Origin of the sequence: Brevibacterium oceani, from assembly GCF_017948325.1 — a bacterium.
Taxonomy (GTDB): domain Bacteria; phylum Actinomycetota; class Actinomycetes; order Actinomycetales; family Brevibacteriaceae; genus Brevibacterium; species Brevibacterium oceani.
Map to the genome: position 1 here is coordinate 2,542,872 of NZ_CP072846.1, position 19,347 is coordinate 2,562,218.

Sequence of the window (19,347 nt, forward strand, 5' to 3'; positions counted from 1 at the left end):
TCCTCTTCTTTCGTTCGACGCTCTCGTTCGACGCTGGTTCTAGCCTACCTGGGCGGGTCCGAGTTCCGTGTAAATGCCCACGAGTTCTTCGGCGACTTCTCGTTCATCGGGAAGCTCGGCTCCCCGTGCCACCGCGCGGCGGCCGAGTTCGGCTCGGCGGGCGGGGTCGACGGCGAGTTCGGCGACGACTTCGGCCAGGGCCCGGTCGTCGTCGTCATCGACGAGGATGCCCGCATCGCCGACGAGTTCGGGCGTGCCGCCGGTGGCGGTGGCGACGATCGCCTTGCCCGCCTTCAGTGCCTCCTGCAGCACGAGGGCGCGAGCCTCCCACACGCTCGTGAGCACGTAGACGTCGGCTGCCGCGGCGAGCTCGGCCACGTCGTCGCGTGCGCCGAGGAAGTGCAGGTCAGGGATCGCCGAGGCGGAGCTGAGCCGGTCGTATTGTGCGCGGACCTCGGCAAGCACCGATTCGTCGGCGGCGCCGGCGATGAGCACGACCACCGAGGCGGACTGCGACCGTTCGTCGGCCCGTCCGGTCGCGGGTGTCGCCTCCCCTTCGCCGAGGCGGCCGAGAGCGCCGTCCCCCTCCCCGAGCCGGCCGAGGGCACGGATGAGCATCGGGTAGTTCTTCTGCGGTGCCACGCGTCCGACGGCGAGGACGATGAGGGCACCCTCGTCGAAGCCGAAGTCGGCGGCGAGCGTCGCACGGGTGGCGGCGGCCGCCTCGGCGGGGATCTGCTCGACCTGCGGGGCCGCGGCAGGAAGGAAACGGGCGTCGTGTGCGCCGAGCTGTCGCGCCCGGTCGACGAGGTCGGTGCTCGCGCCGAGCACGAGATCGGCGCCGCGGGCGAGCATCGTCTCCACCTGTGTCTCCACCTTGCCGCGCATGCCCTGCCCGCTGGCCTGGTTGTGCAGGCTGAGGACGAAGCGGGGGCGGGTGCGCAGTGTGCGCACGGTCAGGAGGGTGATGAGTCCGGCGCGGAATCCGTGGGCGTGGACGATGTCGGGGGCGAAGCTGCGCAGCAGGGTGCGTTGGCGGCGGACGAGGGCGGCGTCGCCGACCCCGATGCCGGTGCCGAGCTCGAGGACGGCGAAGCGGACTCCCGGCAGCAGTGAGAAGCCGAAGTGCTCGTCGGTGGCGGCCGGGCCGATGACACCGATCTCGTGCCCGGCGGCGGTCAGCTCGCGGGCCAGGGCCCTGACATGGGTGCCGACGCCCCCGGTGGAGGTGCCGATGACGAAGACGACCCTCATGAGTCTTCCTCCCTGTCGTCTCGTGTGTGGGGGTTCTGGACGAAGTCTGTCCCGGGCTGTGTCCCAGGTTCTCTGCCGGTTTCTGTCCCGGGTTCAGTGACGGTGCCTGTTCCGTGCTCGGTGACGGTACCTACGCCGTGTTCAGCGACGGGGTGCTGCGCGATGTCTGTGCCCTCTTCGGTCACGGGGTTCTGTCCGCCGTCACCGCGGTTGCGGTCGGCGAGCAGCCCACGGATCTCTCTGAGGAAGCCATGGTCGATGACGAGGACGATGGCGCCGAAGATCACGCAGCCGAGCAGTGCGGCGACGACTCCGGCGATGACCGCCGAGGATGCTGAATTGTCGAGCAGTCCGCCGAGCCACTGCGAGGTGACGATGCCGGCGGCACCGGCGACGACGGCCGCGCCGAGAGCGAGCAGACCGCGCCGACCGACCCTGGCGATGCCAGTGGGTCCGAGCACGCGACGGATGGACACGAGCAGGAAGCCGCCGGCCACCGTCATCCCGAGCACGTAGCCGCAGCAGATGGCGACCAGCGTCAGGCCGGGGTCACCGTTGGCGTCAGTGATGAGGATGGCGAGGATCATGCCGACGATGACGAGGATCCACCCGGTGGTCGTGGCCGCTGCCGAATGGCGTGAGCGCTCCACGGCGTAGAAGACGCGGGTGCCCCAGGCGACGAACGACCAACCAGGTACGGCCAGGGCCATGACCATGATGGCGCGGGCCATCGAGTCGAAGGGCACAGAGGCGACGTCCTTGGCCGCGTCGATCGCGGTGAAGAAGATCTGCAGGGGCCCGGCGGCAGAGAGCAGGATGACCGCCCCGAGTCCGCCGATGGTGAGAATGAGGGCGGTCGTCGTCGACGTCACGGCGCGCAGTCGAGTTCCTGCCTCGGCACGGTCGTGCTCGGTCGCCTCGGGGTCGGTGGACCGCCCGACCCAGGTCGACAGGGTCGGGAACATCACGGTGGCCACCGGTACAGCGAGAACCGCATACGGCAGGAGGTAGACGGCGTTGATGTAGCTGAAGAGGACGAAGGTGCCTTTGCCGCCCGAATGATTCGACAGAGTCAGGGTGGCAAGCACCGCCGCCTGCTGTGCGAGCAGGGCCGCCATTCCGGCGCCGGCGAGACGAAGGGCACGGCGGCCGATTCCGGGAGGGAACGAGTAGGTGGGACGCAGCTTGAGGCCGGTCGTTGACATCGGCAACGCCAGGGGCAGGGCGAGTGCGGCAACGCCGAGAGTGGTGCCCCAGCCCAGCCAGCCGAGGTGCGTCTGCCATGTGTCATCGTTGCCGCCGACGGCGCTGTAGGCGATGTAGCAGCCGATGACGACGAGGCTGGACAGCAGCGGGGCGAAGGCCGGCCAGAGGAACTTTCGGTGTGCCTGGAGCACACCCGTGAGCACTGCGCCGATGCCGTAGAGGACGAGCTGGGGAGAGAACATCAGCAGCAGCTGCGCGGTCGCGTGGAGCTCGGTATCGGTGGACTTGGCGTCGACGAGGAGGCTCGCGATGGGTTCGGCGAAGACCGCGAGCAGAATCGACAGGGGCAGGGTCACCGACACCGCCCAGGTCAGCAGTCCGGAGGCGATCCGTCCAGCAGTGGCCCGATCCGCGCGGGCCAGCGGGACCGCAAGCAGCGGGATGACAGCCCCAGCAAGGGCTCCACCTGCGACGACTTCGAAGAGGATGTTCGGGACCTGGTTCGCACTCTGATAGGCGGTGCCGACGGTACCGGCGCCGACGGTCGGAGAGAACACCAACCAGCGGAGGAACCCGACGAGTCGGGTCAGCAGAGTGATGATCGAGACGAGCAGCGCCGTGGAGGCGAGGACTCGGACGAGCCTGCTCACACGCCCTCGCGGCCGAAGGAGTCGATCTCCCGCAGTCCGGGGGTCGACTCGATGACTGAGGTGAAGGAGACCTTCTCGCTGGCCAGGGTCAGCCCGGCGAGGACGGCGAGGATGATGCGGCGCTGTCCGGGGCTCGCGGTCTCGGCGAGGATCGTGCCGATCGCCGCTCCCAGGGCGTTGGCTCCGGTGTCGCCGAGCATGACCTCTCCGGCCAGGTCGTCCGGCCAGGCGGCGGCGCTGACTCCGGCGATCGCTGTGCTCGGTGCCCAGGAGACCGCGTGGTCGTGGTCGGTGAACGCCAGGGTGAGCGCTCCGGCCTTGAGCGCGCGGCCGGGGCGGAGGTCGAGGAGGTTGAACAGGTTCGCCGATCCGGCGATCACTCCCCCGGTGACGACGATGTCGCAGGCTCTGGACACCCAGTTCGAATCATCCTGCCGAGACACGGCCAAGAAGCCGGTCTTGCGGGTTCCGGTGCGTAGGATCGCGGCGGCTGCGATCGAGGCCAGCGGGATGCCGGTGACCTTGAGGGCACCGGTCGTGATCTCGCCGCGGGCCAGAGCCGAGAGGTGCCCGCGCAGCCCCTTCGACGACCCGGATTCGAGGAAGTCGTCGACGGCGCCGAGGCTGCCCGCCGCACCCGTGGCCAGCAGGGTGGCGACGCGCTGCCGCGGATCTTCGATGAGCAGTCCGCCGGCGAGCAGACCCGCGGTCACGGCAGGTCCTTCGATGAGTGAGACGTCGCGGCCGGCGTGATTGGTGCGCACGACATCGGGGCGGGTGCGCAGACGCGACTTGAGCACTGCCGTGGTCGCGACGTAACCGGCGAGACCGGCCACGGCGGAGCTGATGATCGAGCGGATCATTTGGCGTCTTTCTTCTCGGCGGTGGTCTTGCCCGGGAGGATCTCCTCGGCATCGTCGGCGAAGCCGAAGTGGCCGTGGGTGCCGTCCTCACCGGCGGCCAGAGCGCGGACGGTGATGACGGGTCCGGCGCCGAGGCCGAGGCCGTCGACGGTGCTGGCCCGGGACTTCTCCGTGCGGAGGATGTTGACGAGTCCGTTCTGCGCCGAGGCCGCATCGCCGGCGACGACGACCGAGGTGGAATCGGCGGTGAGCGCGGTGATGAAATCGGTGACGAGGCTGCGGGTGGCCTTGTCGCCGCTGGCCTTGGGGCTCGACTTCGTCTCCTCAGCCAGGGTCGAGTTCTCGTCGTCGACGACGATGAACAGCGAGGTCGTCTTGTGGTCGGTGTCGGTGCGCAGCCGATCGGCATCGACGAAGGCGTCGTAGAGCTTCGTCGACGCCTTCTCTGCGGCCTCCCGATCCTCGTCGTCCTCGAGCATCGAGGCGTTTCCGGTCAGCGCGATGACGAGGGCGGCGCGGATCGCGGTCGAGTCGTCCTGCGGCAGGTCCGGCACGATGGTGCGCAGCTTTTCGAGGAAGTCGGTGGAGTCCTGGAGGCTGAGCGTGTTGTCGACGAAGGATACGTCTCCGGCGATGGTGCCGTCGGCTTCCTTGACCCGGTTGCTGACCTCTTCGACCTGTTCGGGGTCGGCGTCGGGGGCGGCGATGATGCTGACGTCCTGGTCCTTGAGCGCGCCCCCGATGAGTTCGGGTGCGGCCGCGGTGACGAAGTCGTTCTGCTTGTCGATGTTGCCCTTCGCGGCGTCGAGGTCGGTGCGCAGGTTGTCGCGGTCGGACCGCAGCGCGTCGACCTGGCTCTGCAGGGATTCGCCGATCGGTTCCTTCAGCGGTCCCGCACCGAGGACGATACCGACGGCCAGGGCGAGGAACACGGAGACGAGGGAGACGAGGTGGTAGCGGAAGTCAATCACGGAATACGTCCTTGGATGAAGCCTGCGGATGCGGCGGCGGCCGCGGGGTCCCCGCCGAACAGGGAGCCGATCCAGCCGAAGAATCCGTCGAGTTGGGCGCCGATGAGGCCGAGGAAGGTCTGTCCCGCCGAGGTCGCGGTCATCGCCACGACGAGGGCGACGAGGCCGGCGACGATGAGCACGGCCAGCTGCAGGCTGGAGATGCGCTGCCGGTAGAGCAGGGAGACGCCTTTCGCGTCGATGAGCTTCGAGCCCACCCGCAGGCGGGTGATGAAGGTCGAGGCCATGCCCTTGCGTCCCTTGTCGAGGAACTCCATGACGGTGTCGTGGGTGCCGACGGCGACGATGAGTTCGGCGCCCTTGTCGTCGGCCAGCAGCATCGCGATGTCCTCGCTCGTGCCCGAGGCGGCGAAGGCCACACAGTCGACGCCGAGGGCATGGACTCTCTCGGTGCCCGGTGCGGTGCCGTCGCGGTAGGCGTGGACGACGATCTCGGCCCCGGAGGTCAGTGCGGTGTCGGACACGGAGTCCATGTCCCCGACGATCATGTCCGGTTTGTAGCCGGCTTCGATGATGGCGTCGGCTCCGCCGTCGACGCCGATGAGCAGCGGCCGGTATTCGCGGATATAGGAGGCCAGCATCGCCAGGTCCTCCTTGTAGTGGTAGCCGCGGACGACGATGAGCACGTGCCGGTCGGTGAAGGCGGTCTTCACCTCGGGGACGACGAGTTCGGCCGAGAGGAGGTCGGAGTCCTTGCGGATGTATTCGATCGTGTTGTCGATGAAGTCCACGAGCACGGAGTTCATGCCGGCTTCGGCAGCGTGCATGTCCTCGGCGATGGTCTCGGGGTTCTGCAGGACGCCGGAGGCGATCTCCTTCTCCCCGAGGTGGACGATGTTGTCCTCGATGCTGATCTCTTCGCCTTCGTCGACGGCGTCGAAGATCTCGGCTCCGGCGGCGTCGATGAGGGGGATGCCGGCGTCGACGATGATGCCCGGGCCGAGGTTAGGGTAGCGTCCGGAGATCGATTTGTCGGCGTTGATCACCGCGACGGGTCGGCAGGCGACGAGGGCTTCGGCGGAGATCCGGTCGATGTCGGCGTGTTTGATGACGGCGATGTCGCCGGGTTGGAGACGCTTGGTGAGGTCTTTCGTGCGTCGGTCGAGCCGGGCAGGAGCCGGACCGAACCGGTTGGGTGCGGTGAGGTTCTCGCGGTGTCTACGCACTTTCATGGTCCGCCCATTGTCTCATGCGCCTGTCGTCGCCTCCTCTTTGACCTGCCGTGCGGAGTCGAGGAGTTCCGCGGCATGGGCCCGCGCCGAGGCGGAGTCGTCCATGCCTGCCAGCATCCGGGAGAGTTCGGTGACGCGTTCGGCATCGGTCAGCTCCTGCACGCCCGAGCGCACGGTCTCGGCGTCATCGTCCTTGACGATGGTCACGTGCGTGTCTGCCCAGGCGGCGACCTGCGGCAGGTGGGTGACGACGATGACCTGGGCATTGCGGGCGAGTTTCGCGAGCCTGCGGCCGATCTCGACAGCGGCCTTGCCGCCGACGCCGGCGTCGACCTCGTCGAAGACGTAGGTGGGGATGGATTCGCTGGCCGCGCGGACGACCTCGATGGCGAGCATGACGCGGGAGAGCTCACCGCCGCTGGCGATCTTGCCGATGTCGTCCGGGGTCGAGGATTCGTGGGCGGCGAAGGTCAGCCGCACGTCGTCGGCGCCGTGGCTGGTGGGTTCGCGTTCGGTGATCTCGAAGGCGACGGCGGCCTTCGGCATCGACAGGGCGGCCAGCTCTTCGCTCACGTCTTGAGAGAACTTCTCCGCCGTGGCCGTGCGGATCGTCGTCAGCGCCGAGGCGGCTTCGTCCATGGCGGCGCGCGCCTCAGTGAGTTCGGCGTCGAGTCCGTCGAGGTCGCGGTCCTCGGCCTCGAGCTCGGCCAGTTCGGCAGCCGATCGGGATTCGAAGTCGAGGACCTCGGTGACGTCCTGACCATAAGGAGCAAGGGTGCCGAGCTCGGCGCGGCGGGCTTCGGTCTCCTCCAGGGAGATCTCGCCGAGTTCGTCGAACCCGGAGAGGTAGGAGGAGAGTTCGGCCGCGGAGTCAGAGAGCCTGAGCACCGCGTCACCCAGTGCTTCGCGGATGGTGACGAGTTCCTTGTCGGAGCCTTCGACATCGGCGATGGCGGAGATCGCCTGGTGGACGAGGTCGACGGCGGCGCCGGCGTCGTCGACTTCCCCGCCCAGCAGCAGGTCATGGGCGGTACCGACGGCGCGGGTGATCTCGGCGGCGGCGCCGAGCTTCGCCGACTGGGCGGCCAGGGTCTCGTCCTCACCGGGTTCGGGGCGGACGGCGTCGATGGCTTCGAGGCAGCCGCGCAGCCAGAGGATGCGTTCCCGGCGGGCGGCAGTGGAGTCCTTGATGCGCGCGACTCGGGTTTCGGTCTCCTTCCAGGACTCGTACGCGGCGCGGTAACGGTCGGCCACCTCGGCGAGTTCCTGCCCTCCGGCGGCGTCGAGGAGCTGCCGCTGCTGGGCGGCGCCCTTGAGGCGCAGCTGTTCGGACTGGCCGTGGAGGGTGATGAGGTCGGAGGAGATGTCGGTGAGCACGGAGATCGGCACGGTGCGCCCGCCTGCGGTGGCTCGGGCGCGGCCCTTGAGTGCGACGGTGCGGGAGATGATCGCTTCCTCGTCGGCGGAGCCGCCGGCCTCTTCGATGCGGTCGCGCACGGTGTCGGCGACGGAGGTGAAGATGCCTTCGACCTCGGCTTTCTCCGCGCCCTTGCGGACGACTCCGGAGCCGACCTTGCGGCCCATGAGCAGGGACAGGGCGGAGACGAACATGGTCTTTCCGGCGCCGGTCTCACCGGTGACGACGGTGAAGCCGGTGTCGAGTTCGACCTCGGCTTCGGCGATCACGCCGAGGTGGGAGATCCGCAGTTCGGAGATCATTCAGGCCTCCTTGATGGGTCCCCGCCAACCGGAGACGGGCAGGCGGAATTTTGCGACGAGTCGGTCGGTGAACGGTCCTGTGTGCAGGCGGGCGAGGCGGATCGGCGAGGCCGATCGGGTGGCTTCGACGCGGGCGCCTGCGGGCAGTTCGAGGGCGCGGCGGCCGTCGCACCACAGGACCGCGGAGTGTTCGGGGTTGTTCGGTGAGATCTCGACGCCGAGGCGGGAGTTCGGGCTGACGACCAGCGGTTCGGCGAAGAGGGCGTGGGCGGAGATGGGCACGAGCAGGAGTGCTTCGACCTCGGGCCAGACGATGGGTCCGCCGGCGGAGAAGGAGTACGCGGTGGAGCCGGTGGGGGTGGCGAGGATGACGCCGTCGCAGCCGAAGGAGGACACGGGGCGGGCGTCGACGCCGAGGACGACGTCGATCATCCGGGACTTCGAGGTCTTCTCGATCGTCGCTTCGTTGAGCGCCCAGGAGTTGAAGATGTTCTCGCCTTCGTGCCACACGGACACGTCGAGGGCGAGCCTTTCCTCGACGAGGTAGTCACGTTGGGAGACACGGTGGACCGCCTCGGCGAGGTCTTCCCTCTCGCTTTCGGCGAGGAACCCGACGTGGCCCAAGTTGACGCCCATGAGGGGGACGCCGGAGCCGTGGAAGCGTTCGGCTGCGCGCAGGATGGTGCCGTCACCGCCGAGGACGATGACGAGTTCGCAGCGGTCCCGCCACTCTGCCAGTTCGGAGTCGTCGATGATGGTGCAGTGGGTGAGGATGCCGTCGCCGCCGGTGGATTCGATCTGGCGGGTGCGGATGCCGACGATCTCGTCGGAGAGGACGACGGGGGTGACGTCGTCGTCGAGGAGAGCTTTGAATACGCTGACGGCGGCCACGGCCGACTCTTCGCGCTGGGGATGCAGGAGCACCATGATGTGTCTGGTCACGACTCTCCTCTCATGATCGTCTCCAGGTGGGCGGGGATGGATGCTTCGTCGAGCCTATCGGACTCAGCCGGGGTTCGGCCTGGGCGAACACGCAGGAAGTACTCTCTGTTTCCGCTCGGTCCCGGCAGTGGTGAGGGCGCGATGTCGGTCACGCGCGCGTCGTGTTCGCTCACAGCGTCGAGGACGGAGTCGAGCGCGCGGCGGCGGTTGGCCGGGCTGGTGACGACGCCGTGTTTGTCGAGTGAGGCGCGGGCGAGTTCGAACTGGGGTTTGACCATGAGCAGGAGTTGACCGTCGGATGCCGTGGCAGCCAGGAGCGGGCCGATGAGCAGACGCAGGGAGATGAAGGAGACGTCGGCGACGACGAGGCCGACGGTGGGCACGTCGGAGGCGGCGAGTTCGCGGAGGTTGAGTCCTTCGCGGACATGCACACGCGGGTCGTCGCGGAGGATCGGGGCGAGTTGGTCATGGCCGACGTCGACGGCCCAGACTTCGCTGACTCCCTGGTGGAGGAGGACCTGGGTGAACCCGCCGGTGGAGGCACCCGCATCGAGCGCGGTGAGCCCGGCGAGGGGGCCTGCTTCGGCTGGGCTGCCGGGGTCGGCTGGGCTGCCGGGGTCGGCTGGGCTGCCGGGGTCGGCTGGGCTGCCGGGGTCGGCCGTGCTGCCGGGGTCAGCCGTGTCATCAGCACCGACGAGGTCGAAGGCGGCGAGGGCGCCGAGGAGTTTGTGGGCGCTGCGGGCGACCCAGGGGTCGGGCTCAGTGACGGTGAGTTCGTCGGATTCGGCCACGCCATGGGAGGACTTCGTGACGGTGCACCCGTTGACGTCGACGCGACCGGCAGCGATTTCGCGGGCGGCGCGGGAGCGGGAGGACAGGATCCCGCGTTCGACGAGTGCCCGGTCGAGCCTGCTCACAAGGAGCCGACCTGCGCGTCGAGGTCATCCAGCAGAGCGCCGAGGTGATCGTGGCGCTGCGCGGCGGGCAGGGTCTTCGTCTCCTCGAGCCGGGACCGCCAGGCTTCGACGGGCACCTCCCCGCTCGCCGAGGCCGGCGTCGGGGCGGGTGACGAGGCGGAATGTGGTGCTGTGGGGTCTGGTGCAGACGTCGGGGCGGTTTCGTCGGTCACGTATCCTCCTCGTGTGCGTCGCTGACAGCGCCGACTGGGGCAGTGCCTGGTTCGGAGTCGACCGGTCCGGCGATGGTCCGCGGCAGGCGTCCTTCGGCCAGGATCGCCTCGGCGTCGGTGGTCCCGGCGTCGATGGCGTCCCAGGCTCGGCCCAGTTCTGCTTCGATGCGTGGGCAGTCCCCGCGGTCGCCGGCGGTGATGAGGGCGGGCAGGCTGCGCAGGTTCGGCAGGATGAAGGTCGGGCGGCGTTCGGGCTCGGCGCGCAGGGCGTCGTGGATGTCGTGGATGCCAGTGAGCACGAGCGCGGTGTCGATGCCCGCCGCATTGCCGCCTTCGATGTCCGTGTTGAGGCGGTCGCCGACCATGAGCGGGCGACGAGCACCGAGGCGGTCGGCTGCGAATTCCATCATGTGCGGGGCGGGTTTGCCGACGATGACCGGTTCGGTGTCGGTGAGCCGGGCCATGAGTTCGACGAACGCGCCGTTGCCGGGGACCTTGCCGGTGTCGGTCAGCAGTGAGTAGTCGGGGTTGCTCGCCCACCATTCGGCGCCGGAGCGGATGATCTCGCAGGCGCGCACGATCGTGTCGTAATCGATGTGGGGGTCGAGCCCTTGCGCGACGGCGACGGGGTTGGCGTCTGCCGAGTCCGTGATCTCGAGGCTGGCGGCGTCGAGCGCGGTGCGCAGTCCGGTGGTTCCGATCAGGTGGATGCGGGCACCTTTGCCGAAGCGCTCGGCGAGGCGTTCGGCGAGCACCTGCGCCGAGGTGGTCACCTCGTCCGTCGACGTGTCGATGCCGATCCGGCTGATGTGGTCGGCGACCGTTTCTGGGGTGCGGGTGGCGTTGTTCGTCACGTAGTTGACGGGGATCGCGTGGTCGTGGAGCCAGTTGATGCCGTCCACGGCGCCGTCGATCGCTCGAGGGCCGTGGTAGACGACCCCGTCGAGGTCGAACAGGACACAGTCGATGGGTGTGTCCGAGGGCTCGGTCATGCTCGAAGCCTCGGGCGCATCCACGGGCTCGGATGTGGATCCGTCGGAGTTCTGTGCCTGTTCGACCGTGACTGTCACTGCTCTTCGTCGACCTCCGGGGTCGAAGCGTCCTCAGCGTCGGCGACGCTTTCGCTGTCGGCTTCTGCGTCGGCGAGGATCTCGTCGAGTTCGGCTTCGATCTCGTCGTCGGTGACCTTGACCGACTTGAGTTCTTTGGCCGAGACGTGGGTCTTCGACGCGGCGGGAGCTGCAGCCGCGGCCTCAACAGCTGCCTCGGTATCAGTCGACTCGCCGGCATTCTCGGCGGATTCTGCGCCCGCACTGTCTGCGGATTCTTCGTCCGAGGCTTCCGGCTCGTCTTCGATCTCTTCGACGGTTTCGATGAGGACTCCGGCGTTCGGGTCGGGTTCCTCGTCGCCGAAGAGGGTGCCGGTCGCCTTGGCGGTGCGACGGGAGAGCTCTTCGTACTTGTCGGCGAGTTCGGGTTCGCCGTCGATGCGCAGCACCTCCGCGTAGGCGGCCATCAGTCGGACGAGTGCGCCGCTGGGCTTCTGCGTGAAGTCCTCGGCTTCGATGAGTCGGCGGGCTCCGGCGATGTCCTCGAGGTCGGACTTCGCACCGGCCGCGACGATGACGAGCTCGGTGCGAGTGTCATTGTCGAGCTCGAGTTCGTCCGAGGCCTTCAGCAGCTCGAGTGCCTTCTCCGGCTTGCCACGGCCGCGTTCGGCGTCCGCGATGAGCGCGATGTTGTCGTTCGATCCGGAGATCCGACGGTGCGTGCGCAGCTCGCGCACGGCTTCGTCGTACTGCTCGACGTAGTACGCGGCGATGCCGAGGGCTTCGCGGACGACGGCGACACGGCCGGCGCGGGCCATCGCAGCCTTCGCATGCTCGTGAGCGCGTTCCGGGTCGAGGTCGAGCAGACCGCCGGCGGCGACGAGGTGCTTGGCGACCATCGTCGCGTTCTCCTTGTCGAGGGAACGCAGCTGCCCGAAGATCTCCTTGTCGAGCTCGCGGCCGGTGATGTCTTCGGGGATCTCGGGTTCCTGGATGCGCGGTCGACGGGCACGCTGTTCACGCGCATAGTCGCCGGTGTCGGTCTTGCGCGATGCGCGGCGATCGTTGTCGTTGCGACCGTATCCCCCGCGACCGCGCCCTCCGCGGTCTCCTCGGCGGTCGTCGCGATTGCCTTGGTAACCGCCTCGGCGATCGTCGTCGCCCCGGCGGTTCCCCTGGTAGCCACCACGACGGTCATTGTCGTCGCGACGATCCCGGTTGAAGCCGCCACGGCGATCGTCGTCGCGGCGATTTCCTTGGTAGCCCCCGCGACGGTCGTCGTCATTGCGGCGGTCCCGGTTGAAGCCGCCACGGCGGTCGTCGTCGCCCCGGCGATTGCCCTGGTAGCCCCCGCGACGATCATCATCACGACGGTTCCCCTGGTAGCCACCTCGGCGATCGTCGTCGCGGCGATTTCCTTGGTAGCCGCCCCGACGGTCGTCGTCGTTCCGGCGGTTCTGTCCGTAACCGCCTCGGCGGTCGTCATCGCCGCGGCGGTTCCCCTGGTAACCACCTCGGCGATCGTCATCGCTCCGGCGATTTCCCTGGTACCCGCCACGGCGGTCGGACTGACGTGGCCCGCGGCCGCCCCGGTCATCCGGTCGGCGGTTGCGATTATTGTCGCGATCTGAGCGGCGACCGCCATCTGCGCGGCGGTTGTCCTGGCTGTCTCGCGAATCCCCTTGGGCCACGATTCTCCCTATGAAGTCTTTTCGATGATTCCGGTCCATTCTAGTGCACACACAGCCTCATCGCCCTGTGGGCGGGGACACGTCGCTGGGTGCGTTCACGGGCGCCCGCACGCGGATCGCCGCCCAGGTCACCGCCGTGCCCCTCTGTTAGAATCGTGGCGAATCCAGTCGACAGGCCAACAGAATTCGTATCGGTTCGGCGGCAGCGGCAGACCGCGCCGCCTCAGGCACCAGGGGATGAATGAAATCTGACGTGGAAGAGATGCGTGCGGACGACGGATGTCTCCGCGCTTCCACGAGCAGAATCTCCGCTGCACCGACCGACTCAACCACGCTCCCCGGCCTCAGCGATCCGACCGGCCTCACCACCACGACCAACCTCACATGCGACGGCGACGGTGACCGTGACTGTGACTGTGACCAGTGTCATCGGATTGCGCATTCGCCCCCTGACTTCGCCTATCGTGGTGCCCGACAACGTCGGTTTCGGCACTGTCGCGCCAGGTCAGCGGCACTGTCGCACCTGTAGATCCCCGATCGTTCACCAGCCATCAGCCAGCTAGGAAAAGGAGATATCGTGCCCAACACTCTCTACATCGACGGAAAGTGGGTGTCTGCCGTCAACGGCGGAACCCGCACGATCAGCAATCCGGCCGACGGCAGCTTCGTCGCCGAGGTGGACGAGGCCAGCCCCGCCGACACCGAGCTGGCGATCAAGGCCGCCCGCCGCGCCTTCGACTCCGGCGTGTGGTCATCCGTGCCCACCAGCGAACGCGGCGACCTGCTGCTGAAGTTCGCCGCCACCCTGCGTGAGCGCAAGGACGAATTCGCCAACGCCGAGTCTCTGGACACCGGCAAGCGCTTCGTCGAATCGCAGATCGACATGGACGACATCGCGAACTGCTTCGACTACTTCGGCAAGCTCGCTGCCAACGACGCCGGTCGCGTCGTCGACGCCGGCACCGACACCGTGGCCTCGCGGATCGTGCACGAGCCCGTCGGCGTGTGCGCACTCATCACCCCGTGGAACTACCCGTTGCTGCAGGCCGCGTGGAAGATCGCTCCGGCCCTGGCCGCCGGCAACACGTTCATCCTCAAGCCTGCTGAGCTCACCCCGCACACCGCGATCCTCACGATGCAGGTCCTCGAGGAGCTCGGTCTGCCGGCGGGTGTCGGCAACCTCATCCTCGGTGCCGGCGCCGATGCCGGTGCGCCCCTGTCCACGCACGAAGACATCGACATGGTCTCCTTCACCGGCGGCCTCGTCACCGGTCGACTTCTCGCGAAGAACGCAGCGGCGACGGTCAAGAAGATCGCCCTCGAGCTCGGCGGCAAGAACCCCAACGTCGTCTTCGCCGACGCCGACTTCGACGCAGCCCTGGACAACGCGCTCAACGCCGCGTTCGTCCACTCCGGTCAGGTGTGCTCGGCCGGTGCCCGACTCATCGTCGAGGAACCCATCGCCGAGGAGTTCGTCGACAAACTCGTCGAGCGTGCCGAGCAGATCCGCCTCGGCGGACCCTTCGACGAGGCCGCCGAGACCGGACCGCTGATCTCCAAGGCTCATCGTGAGAAGGTCGCAAACTACGTCGAGAAGGGTGTCGCCGAGGGCGCACGCCTGCGCTGCGGCGGAAAGTTCGGCGAAGGCGAGTTGGAGAAGGGCTACTACTACCTGCCGACCGTGCTCGATCAGGTCAAGCGCGGCATGTCCGTGGTCTCCGACGAAGCCTTCGGTCCCGTCGTCACCGTCGAGACCTTCTCCACCGTCGACGAGGCGGTCGAGATCGCCAACGACACCTACTACGGACTCGCCGGTGCCGTGTGGAGCCAGGACGCGGGCAAGACCCAGCTGGTCGCGCAGCGCCTGCGCCACGGCACCATCTGGATCAACGACTTCCACCCCTATCTGCCGCAGGCCGAATGGGGCGGCTACAAGCAGTCCGGCTTCGGTCGCGAGCTCGGGCCCACGGGCCTGGCCGAATACCAGGAGGCCAAGCACATCTACCACAACCTCGAACCCGCCGTCACCGGATGGTTCCCCGACCACACCAAGTGAGTCCGGCACCCCGGCACACGCACATCGCGAACTAAGGAGATCAGATAGTGAAGACCACTCACAGCTTTGACTACGTTGTCGTGGGCGGCGGCTCTGCCGGAGCCGCGGTCGCCGCGCGCCTGAGCGAGGACCCCGAGGTCACCGTCGGCCTGCTCGAGGCCGGCCCGACCGATGTCGACGAGGACGTCATCCTGCGCCTGAACCGTTGGATGGAGCTCCTCGAGTCCGGCTTCGACTGGGACTACCCGATCGAAGAGCAGGAGAACGGCAACTCGTACATGCGTCACGCTCGTGCGAAGGTGCTCGGCGGCTGCTCCTCGCACAACTCGTGCATCGCCTTCTGGGCCCCGCGTGAGGACCTCGATGACTGGGAGAACAAGTTCGGCGCGACCGGGTGGGGATCGAAGGACACCATCGGCCTGTACAAGAAGCTCGAGAACAACGAACTGCCCGGTGACCACCACGGCCATGACGGTCCGGTCAGCCTGATGAACGTGCCGCCGGTCGATCCGTGCGGCATCGCCCTCCTCGACGCCTGCGAACAGGCAGGCATCCCGCGGGTGCAGTTCAACGAGGGTGAGACCATCATCAACGGGGCGAACTTCTTCCAGGTCAACCGCAAGGACGACGGCACCCGCTCGTCGTCCTCGGTGTCCTACCTGCACCCGATCCTCGACCGTGAGAACCTCACCATCCTCACCGACACTCAGGCCAAGGAGCTCGAGTTCGATGAGAACGACAACTGCACCGCCGTGCATGTGGTCAACAACGCCTTCGGCAAGACCAACCGCATCGAAGCCAAGCGCGAGGTCATCGTCTCCGCCGGCGCGATCAACACCCCGCAGCTGCTCATGCTCTCCGGCATCGGCCCGAAGGACCACCTCGCCGAGGTGGGCATCGAGGCTCGCGTGGATTCACCGGGAGTCGGTGAGCACCTCGGCGACCATCCGGAGGGTGTCATCTCGTGGGAGGCGAAGAAGCCGATGGTCGAGGATTCGACCCAGTGGTGGGAGATCGGCATCTTCTCCCCCACCGAGGAAGGCCTCGATCGTCCGGATCTGATGTTCCACTACGGTTCGGTGCCGTTCGACATGCACACTCTGCGTCAGGGCTACCCGACTGCGGAGAACACGTTCTGCCTGACCCCGAACGTCACGCATGCGAAGTCGCGCGGCACGGTGCGTCTGCGGTCGAAGGACTTCCGGGACAAGCCGAAGGTCGATCCCCGCTATTTCACCGATCCCGAGGGCCACGACATGCGCGTCATGGTCGCCGGCATCAAGAAGGCGCGTGAGATCGTGTCGCAGGACGCCATGTCCGAGTGGGCCGGCGAAGAGCTGTTCCCGGGCAAGGACGTGCAGACCGACGAGCAGATCGCCGATTACATCAGCCGCACCCACAACACCGTCTACCACCCGGTCGGTACGACGCGGATGGGCGCCCCCGATGACGAGATGTCGCCGCTGGATCCGCAGCTGCGGGTCAAGGGCGTGAACCGTCTGCGAGTCGTCGATGCCTCGGCGATGCCGGAGATCACCACCGTCAACCCGAACATCACCGTGATGATGATGGGCGAGAAGTGCGCGGAGTTGATCAAGTCCGGTCAGTGACCGATCGATGATCGGTTCTCCCCCGCCGAGGTGGCTGAGCCGGTCATGACGAAGCTGAGCCGATCACGACGAAGGGGCCGTTGCGCAATGCAGCGGCCCCTTCGTCGTGTTCGAAGTCATCGTCCCCGGCCGAATTCGAGTCGGGATGATGCCTCGGATAGGAACGTCACTATGAATCAGTGTTTGGGTTCGGAACCGTCGCCGTCGGGAGGACGGACGTCACCCCGCCGCAGTGACTCCGCATCGATGTCCTGTTCGGACACGTAGCGACCATCATCGGCAGCACCGCGTTCGGGTTCGGCGACAGGACGACCGTTCTGCGGTGTCTCGCGATTTGGTTCGGCAACGTAGCCACCGTCGTTGACAGCCTGCCGTTCCGTGTCAGTCTCGTAGCCACCGTCGCCGGCGACTCGGTGCTCAGGGTTGGCAATGGGACGATCGGCATTCGCAGCGGCGTTGCCCTGAGCTCGCTGGTCGCTCTCGTGGCCCGGGGCCTGCTGCGGTCCAGAGTCCGGGTCGAGATCTTCAGCACGTTCCAGACGACGTTCGTGAGCCAGGCGTTCCTCCTGCACTGCCTGTTCACGCTTCTCTGCTTCGGAGTCGAGCTGTGCTGCCGCGGCCGCCTGTCGATCAGCTTCGGCTGCGCGAGCGTCGGCGTCGGCTTTCGCCATCTTGGCCTCCGCCCGCTGCTTCTCCACCTCTGCTTCATGGGCACGGACTTCGGGCTCGTTTTCAGCAGCCTGCTGACGCAGTTGGGCCGCTTCTTCCCGTTGCCGTTCGCGCTTCTTCGCTGCGGCCTTGCGGCTGACGGCAATGATGATTCCTACGACTATCAGGACGACGACGATCCAGATGATGGTTGATGCGTTCATGCGTTCTCTCCCTCGGTATGTATTCGGAAGTCGCTATTCATTTGCATCTGACCTTGCAGACAACTTCATCGTTGCACGCGGTGAGGAGTTCGACAAGCATTCGGGTACGGGTAATCGGAAAAGACTGAATCCCAACGAACGATGTTTAGCCGGTAAACGCTGACGTTGTTCACAGACGGATCTCGTCGGCCGAGAGCTGCACAGCCGGTCACGAGGCACGCTCGTGCGGCCGCGCACCGATGCGACAGGGGCCGGAGCATGATTGCTCCGGCCCCTGCGTCATATTCGGTTCCTTACGTCATCCGGCGTCGTCGTCCCGGGGCGCGCTTCGGCTGCCCGTCCGACTGGCCAGAGTCCCTTCTCGTCGTCCCTTGTGACGAGACGTCTCGACGTACGGGTCGCGGAACTTCGGCGCGGGTTCAACCGCTTCGGGTCTGGTGACGACGTCTTCGTCACCGTCGTATTGGTGGCCGAATTCGTCATCGTGGCCGTCGCGGCGTTCGACCTCTTCGGGCGGCAGGACCTTCTTCCACCGCCGCATACGCACTCGAGGCAGCGCGCCGGCGTCCTCGCGCAGGGCACGCATGAGGGCGTAGATCTGGAAGTAGGCGATGATGAAGAACGGCAGACCGACGAGGATGATCGTCGACTGCAGAGCTTCGAGTCCGCCTGAGCCGGAGAACACGAGCAGAGCGGCGGTGACCACGGCGATGGCTGCGGCCCAGAAGATCCGCTGCGGAAGCGGGTTGAAGTCTTCGTGGCCGTTGTTCATCGTGTCGACGACCAGCGCGGCAGAGTCGACCGAGGTGACGAAGAAGATGACTACGAGGATGATGGCGATGACCGAGACCGGTGCCGCCAGCGGGTAGTGGTCGAGGAACGCGAACAGTGCACCGGGGATGTCTCCCTGATCGACGACCCGATCGACGAGTCCGCCGCCCTGGTTGAGTTCGATGTCGAAGGACGCATAGCCGAAGATGCCGAACCACAGAACCGAGAATGCCGAGGGGATGGCGAGGACGCCGATGACGAACTGGCGGATGGTACGCCCGCGGGAGATCCGGGCGATGAAGATGCCGACGAAGGGCGACCAGGTGATCGTCCACGCCCAGTAGAAGACCGTCCACGTGTTCTGCCAGCCAGTATCGGCGAACGTGTCATTCCACAGCGCCAATTCCGGCAGCTGCTGGATGTAGGTGCCGAGGGACTCGAAGACTCCCTTGGCCATGAACAGGGTCGGCCCGAACACGACGATGAAGATGAGCAGCAGAACGGCCATGACGATGTTGAGGTTCGACAGGACCTTGATGCCCTTGTCGAGGCCGAGCGACACAGAGATCGTCGCGAGTCCGCAGACGACGCCGATGATGATGAGCTGCCACAGGGCGTTCTCCGGAATCCCGATGACCTGAGCCAGTCCCCCGTTGATCTGGAGAGTTCCGAGCCCGATCGAGACGGCGATGCCGAATACGGTGCCGATGATGGCGACGACGTCGATGGTCTTGCCGATCGGGCCGTGGATCTTCTCGCCGAGGATGGGCTGGAAGATCGAGCTCACCCTAGGCGGCAGATTGCGCTTGTGGATGAAGTACGCAAAGCACAGAGCGGGCAGCGTGAAGATCGTCCACGTGTGCAGCGTGAAGTGGTAATAGGTGAAGTTCATGGCATCGACCGCGGCGGCCGGTGTGCCCGCTTCGATTCCCAACGAGGCGCGCGGTGGGTCGCCGAAGTGACTGACGGGTTCGGCCACTCCCCAGAACATGAGGATCGAACCGATGCCGGCGGCGAAGAGCATCGCGAACCAGGCCCCGTTGGAGTGTTCGGGCGGTTCGTCATCGGGGCCGAGCTTCGCTCGTCCGTAGCGGGAGGCGGCAATGTAGATGAGGAAGCCGAGGAAGACGGTGACGCCGAGGATGTAGAACCATCCGAGGTTCGTCAGCAGCCAGTCGGAGGCGACCGATACACCGGCGTCGAGCTGGTCGGTGAAGAAGATCGTGCCGAGGACGAAGATGATGATCACTGCAGCCGAGGAAAAGAAGATGGCCGGGTTCGTGCGAAGCCTCAACGCATCATGAAGCTTGTCGAGCATGGTCAGGTCCTTCC

At 66.9% G+C, this 19,347-nt stretch carries 16 protein-coding genes; 3 read left to right on the forward strand and 13 right to left on the reverse strand.

Annotated elements, in window-relative coordinates; genetic code table 11:
• Nucleotides 1–39: 39 nt before the first annotated feature.
• From J9314_RS11285 to J9314_RS11335, 11 genes are all read right to left on the reverse strand, one after another.
• Nucleotides 40–1,254 carry a glycosyltransferase family 4 protein gene (locus J9314_RS11285; RefSeq protein WP_210602502.1) on the reverse strand — a complete coding sequence of 405 codons (1,215 nt, stop codon included), beginning with the start codon at nucleotides 1,252–1,254 and terminating at the stop codon, nucleotides 40–42.
• Nucleotides 1,251–3,110 (reverse strand): murein biosynthesis integral membrane protein MurJ, encoded by a 1,860-nt coding sequence (gene murJ / locus J9314_RS11290; protein WP_210602503.1) that lies wholly within the window; start codon nucleotides 3,108–3,110, stop codon nucleotides 1,251–1,253. The genes J9314_RS11285 and murJ overlap by 4 nt, the downstream gene beginning before the upstream one ends.
• Entirely contained in the window at nucleotides 3,107–3,973 is an 867-nt protein-coding gene (locus J9314_RS11295) for a hypothetical protein (protein WP_210602504.1), read from the reverse strand. The genes murJ and J9314_RS11295 overlap by 4 nt, the downstream gene beginning before the upstream one ends.
• Nucleotides 3,970–4,944 carry a copper transporter gene (locus J9314_RS11300; RefSeq protein ID WP_210602505.1) on the reverse strand — a complete coding sequence of 325 codons (975 nt, stop codon included), beginning with the start codon at nucleotides 4,942–4,944 and terminating at the stop codon, nucleotides 3,970–3,972. Before J9314_RS11300 ends, J9314_RS11295 begins: the two co-directional genes overlap by 4 nt.
• A complete protein-coding gene (gene steA, locus J9314_RS11305) occupies nucleotides 4,941–6,176 on the reverse strand; it encodes a putative cytokinetic ring protein SteA (RefSeq protein WP_210602506.1) in 1,236 nt (411 codons plus the stop codon). Before steA ends, J9314_RS11300 begins: the two co-directional genes overlap by 4 nt.
• A 15-nt stretch (nucleotides 6,177–6,191) precedes the next feature.
• A complete protein-coding gene (gene recN, locus J9314_RS11310) occupies nucleotides 6,192–7,895 on the reverse strand; it encodes a DNA repair protein RecN (RefSeq protein ID WP_210602507.1) in 1,704 nt (567 codons plus the stop codon).
• The gene (locus J9314_RS11315; protein WP_210602508.1) at nucleotides 7,896–8,837 is read right to left on the reverse strand and encodes an NAD kinase; all 942 of its coding nucleotides are present in this window, start codon (nucleotides 8,835–8,837) and stop codon (nucleotides 7,896–7,898) included. It lies immediately after the preceding gene.
• On the reverse strand, nucleotides 8,834–9,754 hold the full coding sequence (locus tag J9314_RS11320; protein ID WP_210602509.1) for an SAM-dependent methyltransferase: 921 nt from the start codon (nucleotides 9,752–9,754) through the stop codon (nucleotides 8,834–8,836). Before J9314_RS11320 ends, J9314_RS11315 begins: the two co-directional genes overlap by 4 nt.
• Nucleotides 9,751–9,966, reverse strand: a complete 216-nt coding sequence (locus J9314_RS11325; RefSeq protein WP_210602510.1) for a hypothetical protein — start codon at nucleotides 9,964–9,966, stop codon at nucleotides 9,751–9,753. The genes J9314_RS11320 and J9314_RS11325 overlap by 4 nt, the downstream gene beginning before the upstream one ends.
• The gene (locus J9314_RS11330) at nucleotides 9,963–10,958 is read right to left on the reverse strand and encodes an HAD-IIA family hydrolase (RefSeq protein ID WP_210602511.1); all 996 of its coding nucleotides are present in this window, start codon (nucleotides 10,956–10,958) and stop codon (nucleotides 9,963–9,965) included. Before J9314_RS11330 ends, J9314_RS11325 begins: the two co-directional genes overlap by 4 nt.
• Before the next feature lie 74 nt (nucleotides 10,959–11,032).
• The gene (locus J9314_RS11335) at nucleotides 11,033–11,914 is read right to left on the reverse strand and encodes a hypothetical protein (RefSeq protein ID WP_246490348.1); all 882 of its coding nucleotides are present in this window, start codon (nucleotides 11,912–11,914) and stop codon (nucleotides 11,033–11,035) included.
• Here J9314_RS11335 and J9314_RS11340 point away from each other — a divergent pair.
• The 3 genes from J9314_RS11340 to J9314_RS11350 all read left to right on the forward strand — a co-directional run bounded on the left by J9314_RS11340 (nucleotide 11,846) and on the right by J9314_RS11350 (nucleotide 16,372).
• Complete coding sequence (locus J9314_RS11340) at nucleotides 11,846–12,646, forward strand: hypothetical protein (RefSeq protein WP_210602512.1); 801 nt, start codon at nucleotides 11,846–11,848, stop codon at nucleotides 12,644–12,646. The two genes, J9314_RS11335 and J9314_RS11340, sit on opposite strands and share 69 nt — an antisense overlap.
• Before the next feature lie 637 nt (nucleotides 12,647–13,283).
• A complete protein-coding gene (locus tag J9314_RS11345) occupies nucleotides 13,284–14,762 on the forward strand; it encodes an aldehyde dehydrogenase family protein (protein ID WP_210602513.1) in 1,479 nt (492 codons plus the stop codon).
• A gap of 47 nt (nucleotides 14,763–14,809) precedes the next feature.
• On the forward strand, nucleotides 14,810–16,372 hold the full coding sequence (locus tag J9314_RS11350; protein WP_210602514.1) for a GMC family oxidoreductase: 1,563 nt from the start codon (nucleotides 14,810–14,812) through the stop codon (nucleotides 16,370–16,372).
• A gap of 176 nt (nucleotides 16,373–16,548) precedes the next feature.
• Here the strand turns inward: J9314_RS11350 and J9314_RS11355 are convergent, their stop codons facing one another.
• The gene (locus J9314_RS11355) at nucleotides 16,549–17,244 is read right to left on the reverse strand and encodes a hypothetical protein (RefSeq protein WP_210602515.1); all 696 of its coding nucleotides are present in this window, start codon (nucleotides 17,242–17,244) and stop codon (nucleotides 16,549–16,551) included.
• A 298-nt stretch (nucleotides 17,245–17,542) separates the two neighbouring features.
• A complete protein-coding gene (locus tag J9314_RS11360) occupies nucleotides 17,543–19,333 on the reverse strand; it encodes a BCCT family transporter (RefSeq protein ID WP_210602516.1) in 1,791 nt (596 codons plus the stop codon).
• Between the last annotated feature and the right edge of the window lie 14 nt (nucleotides 19,334–19,347).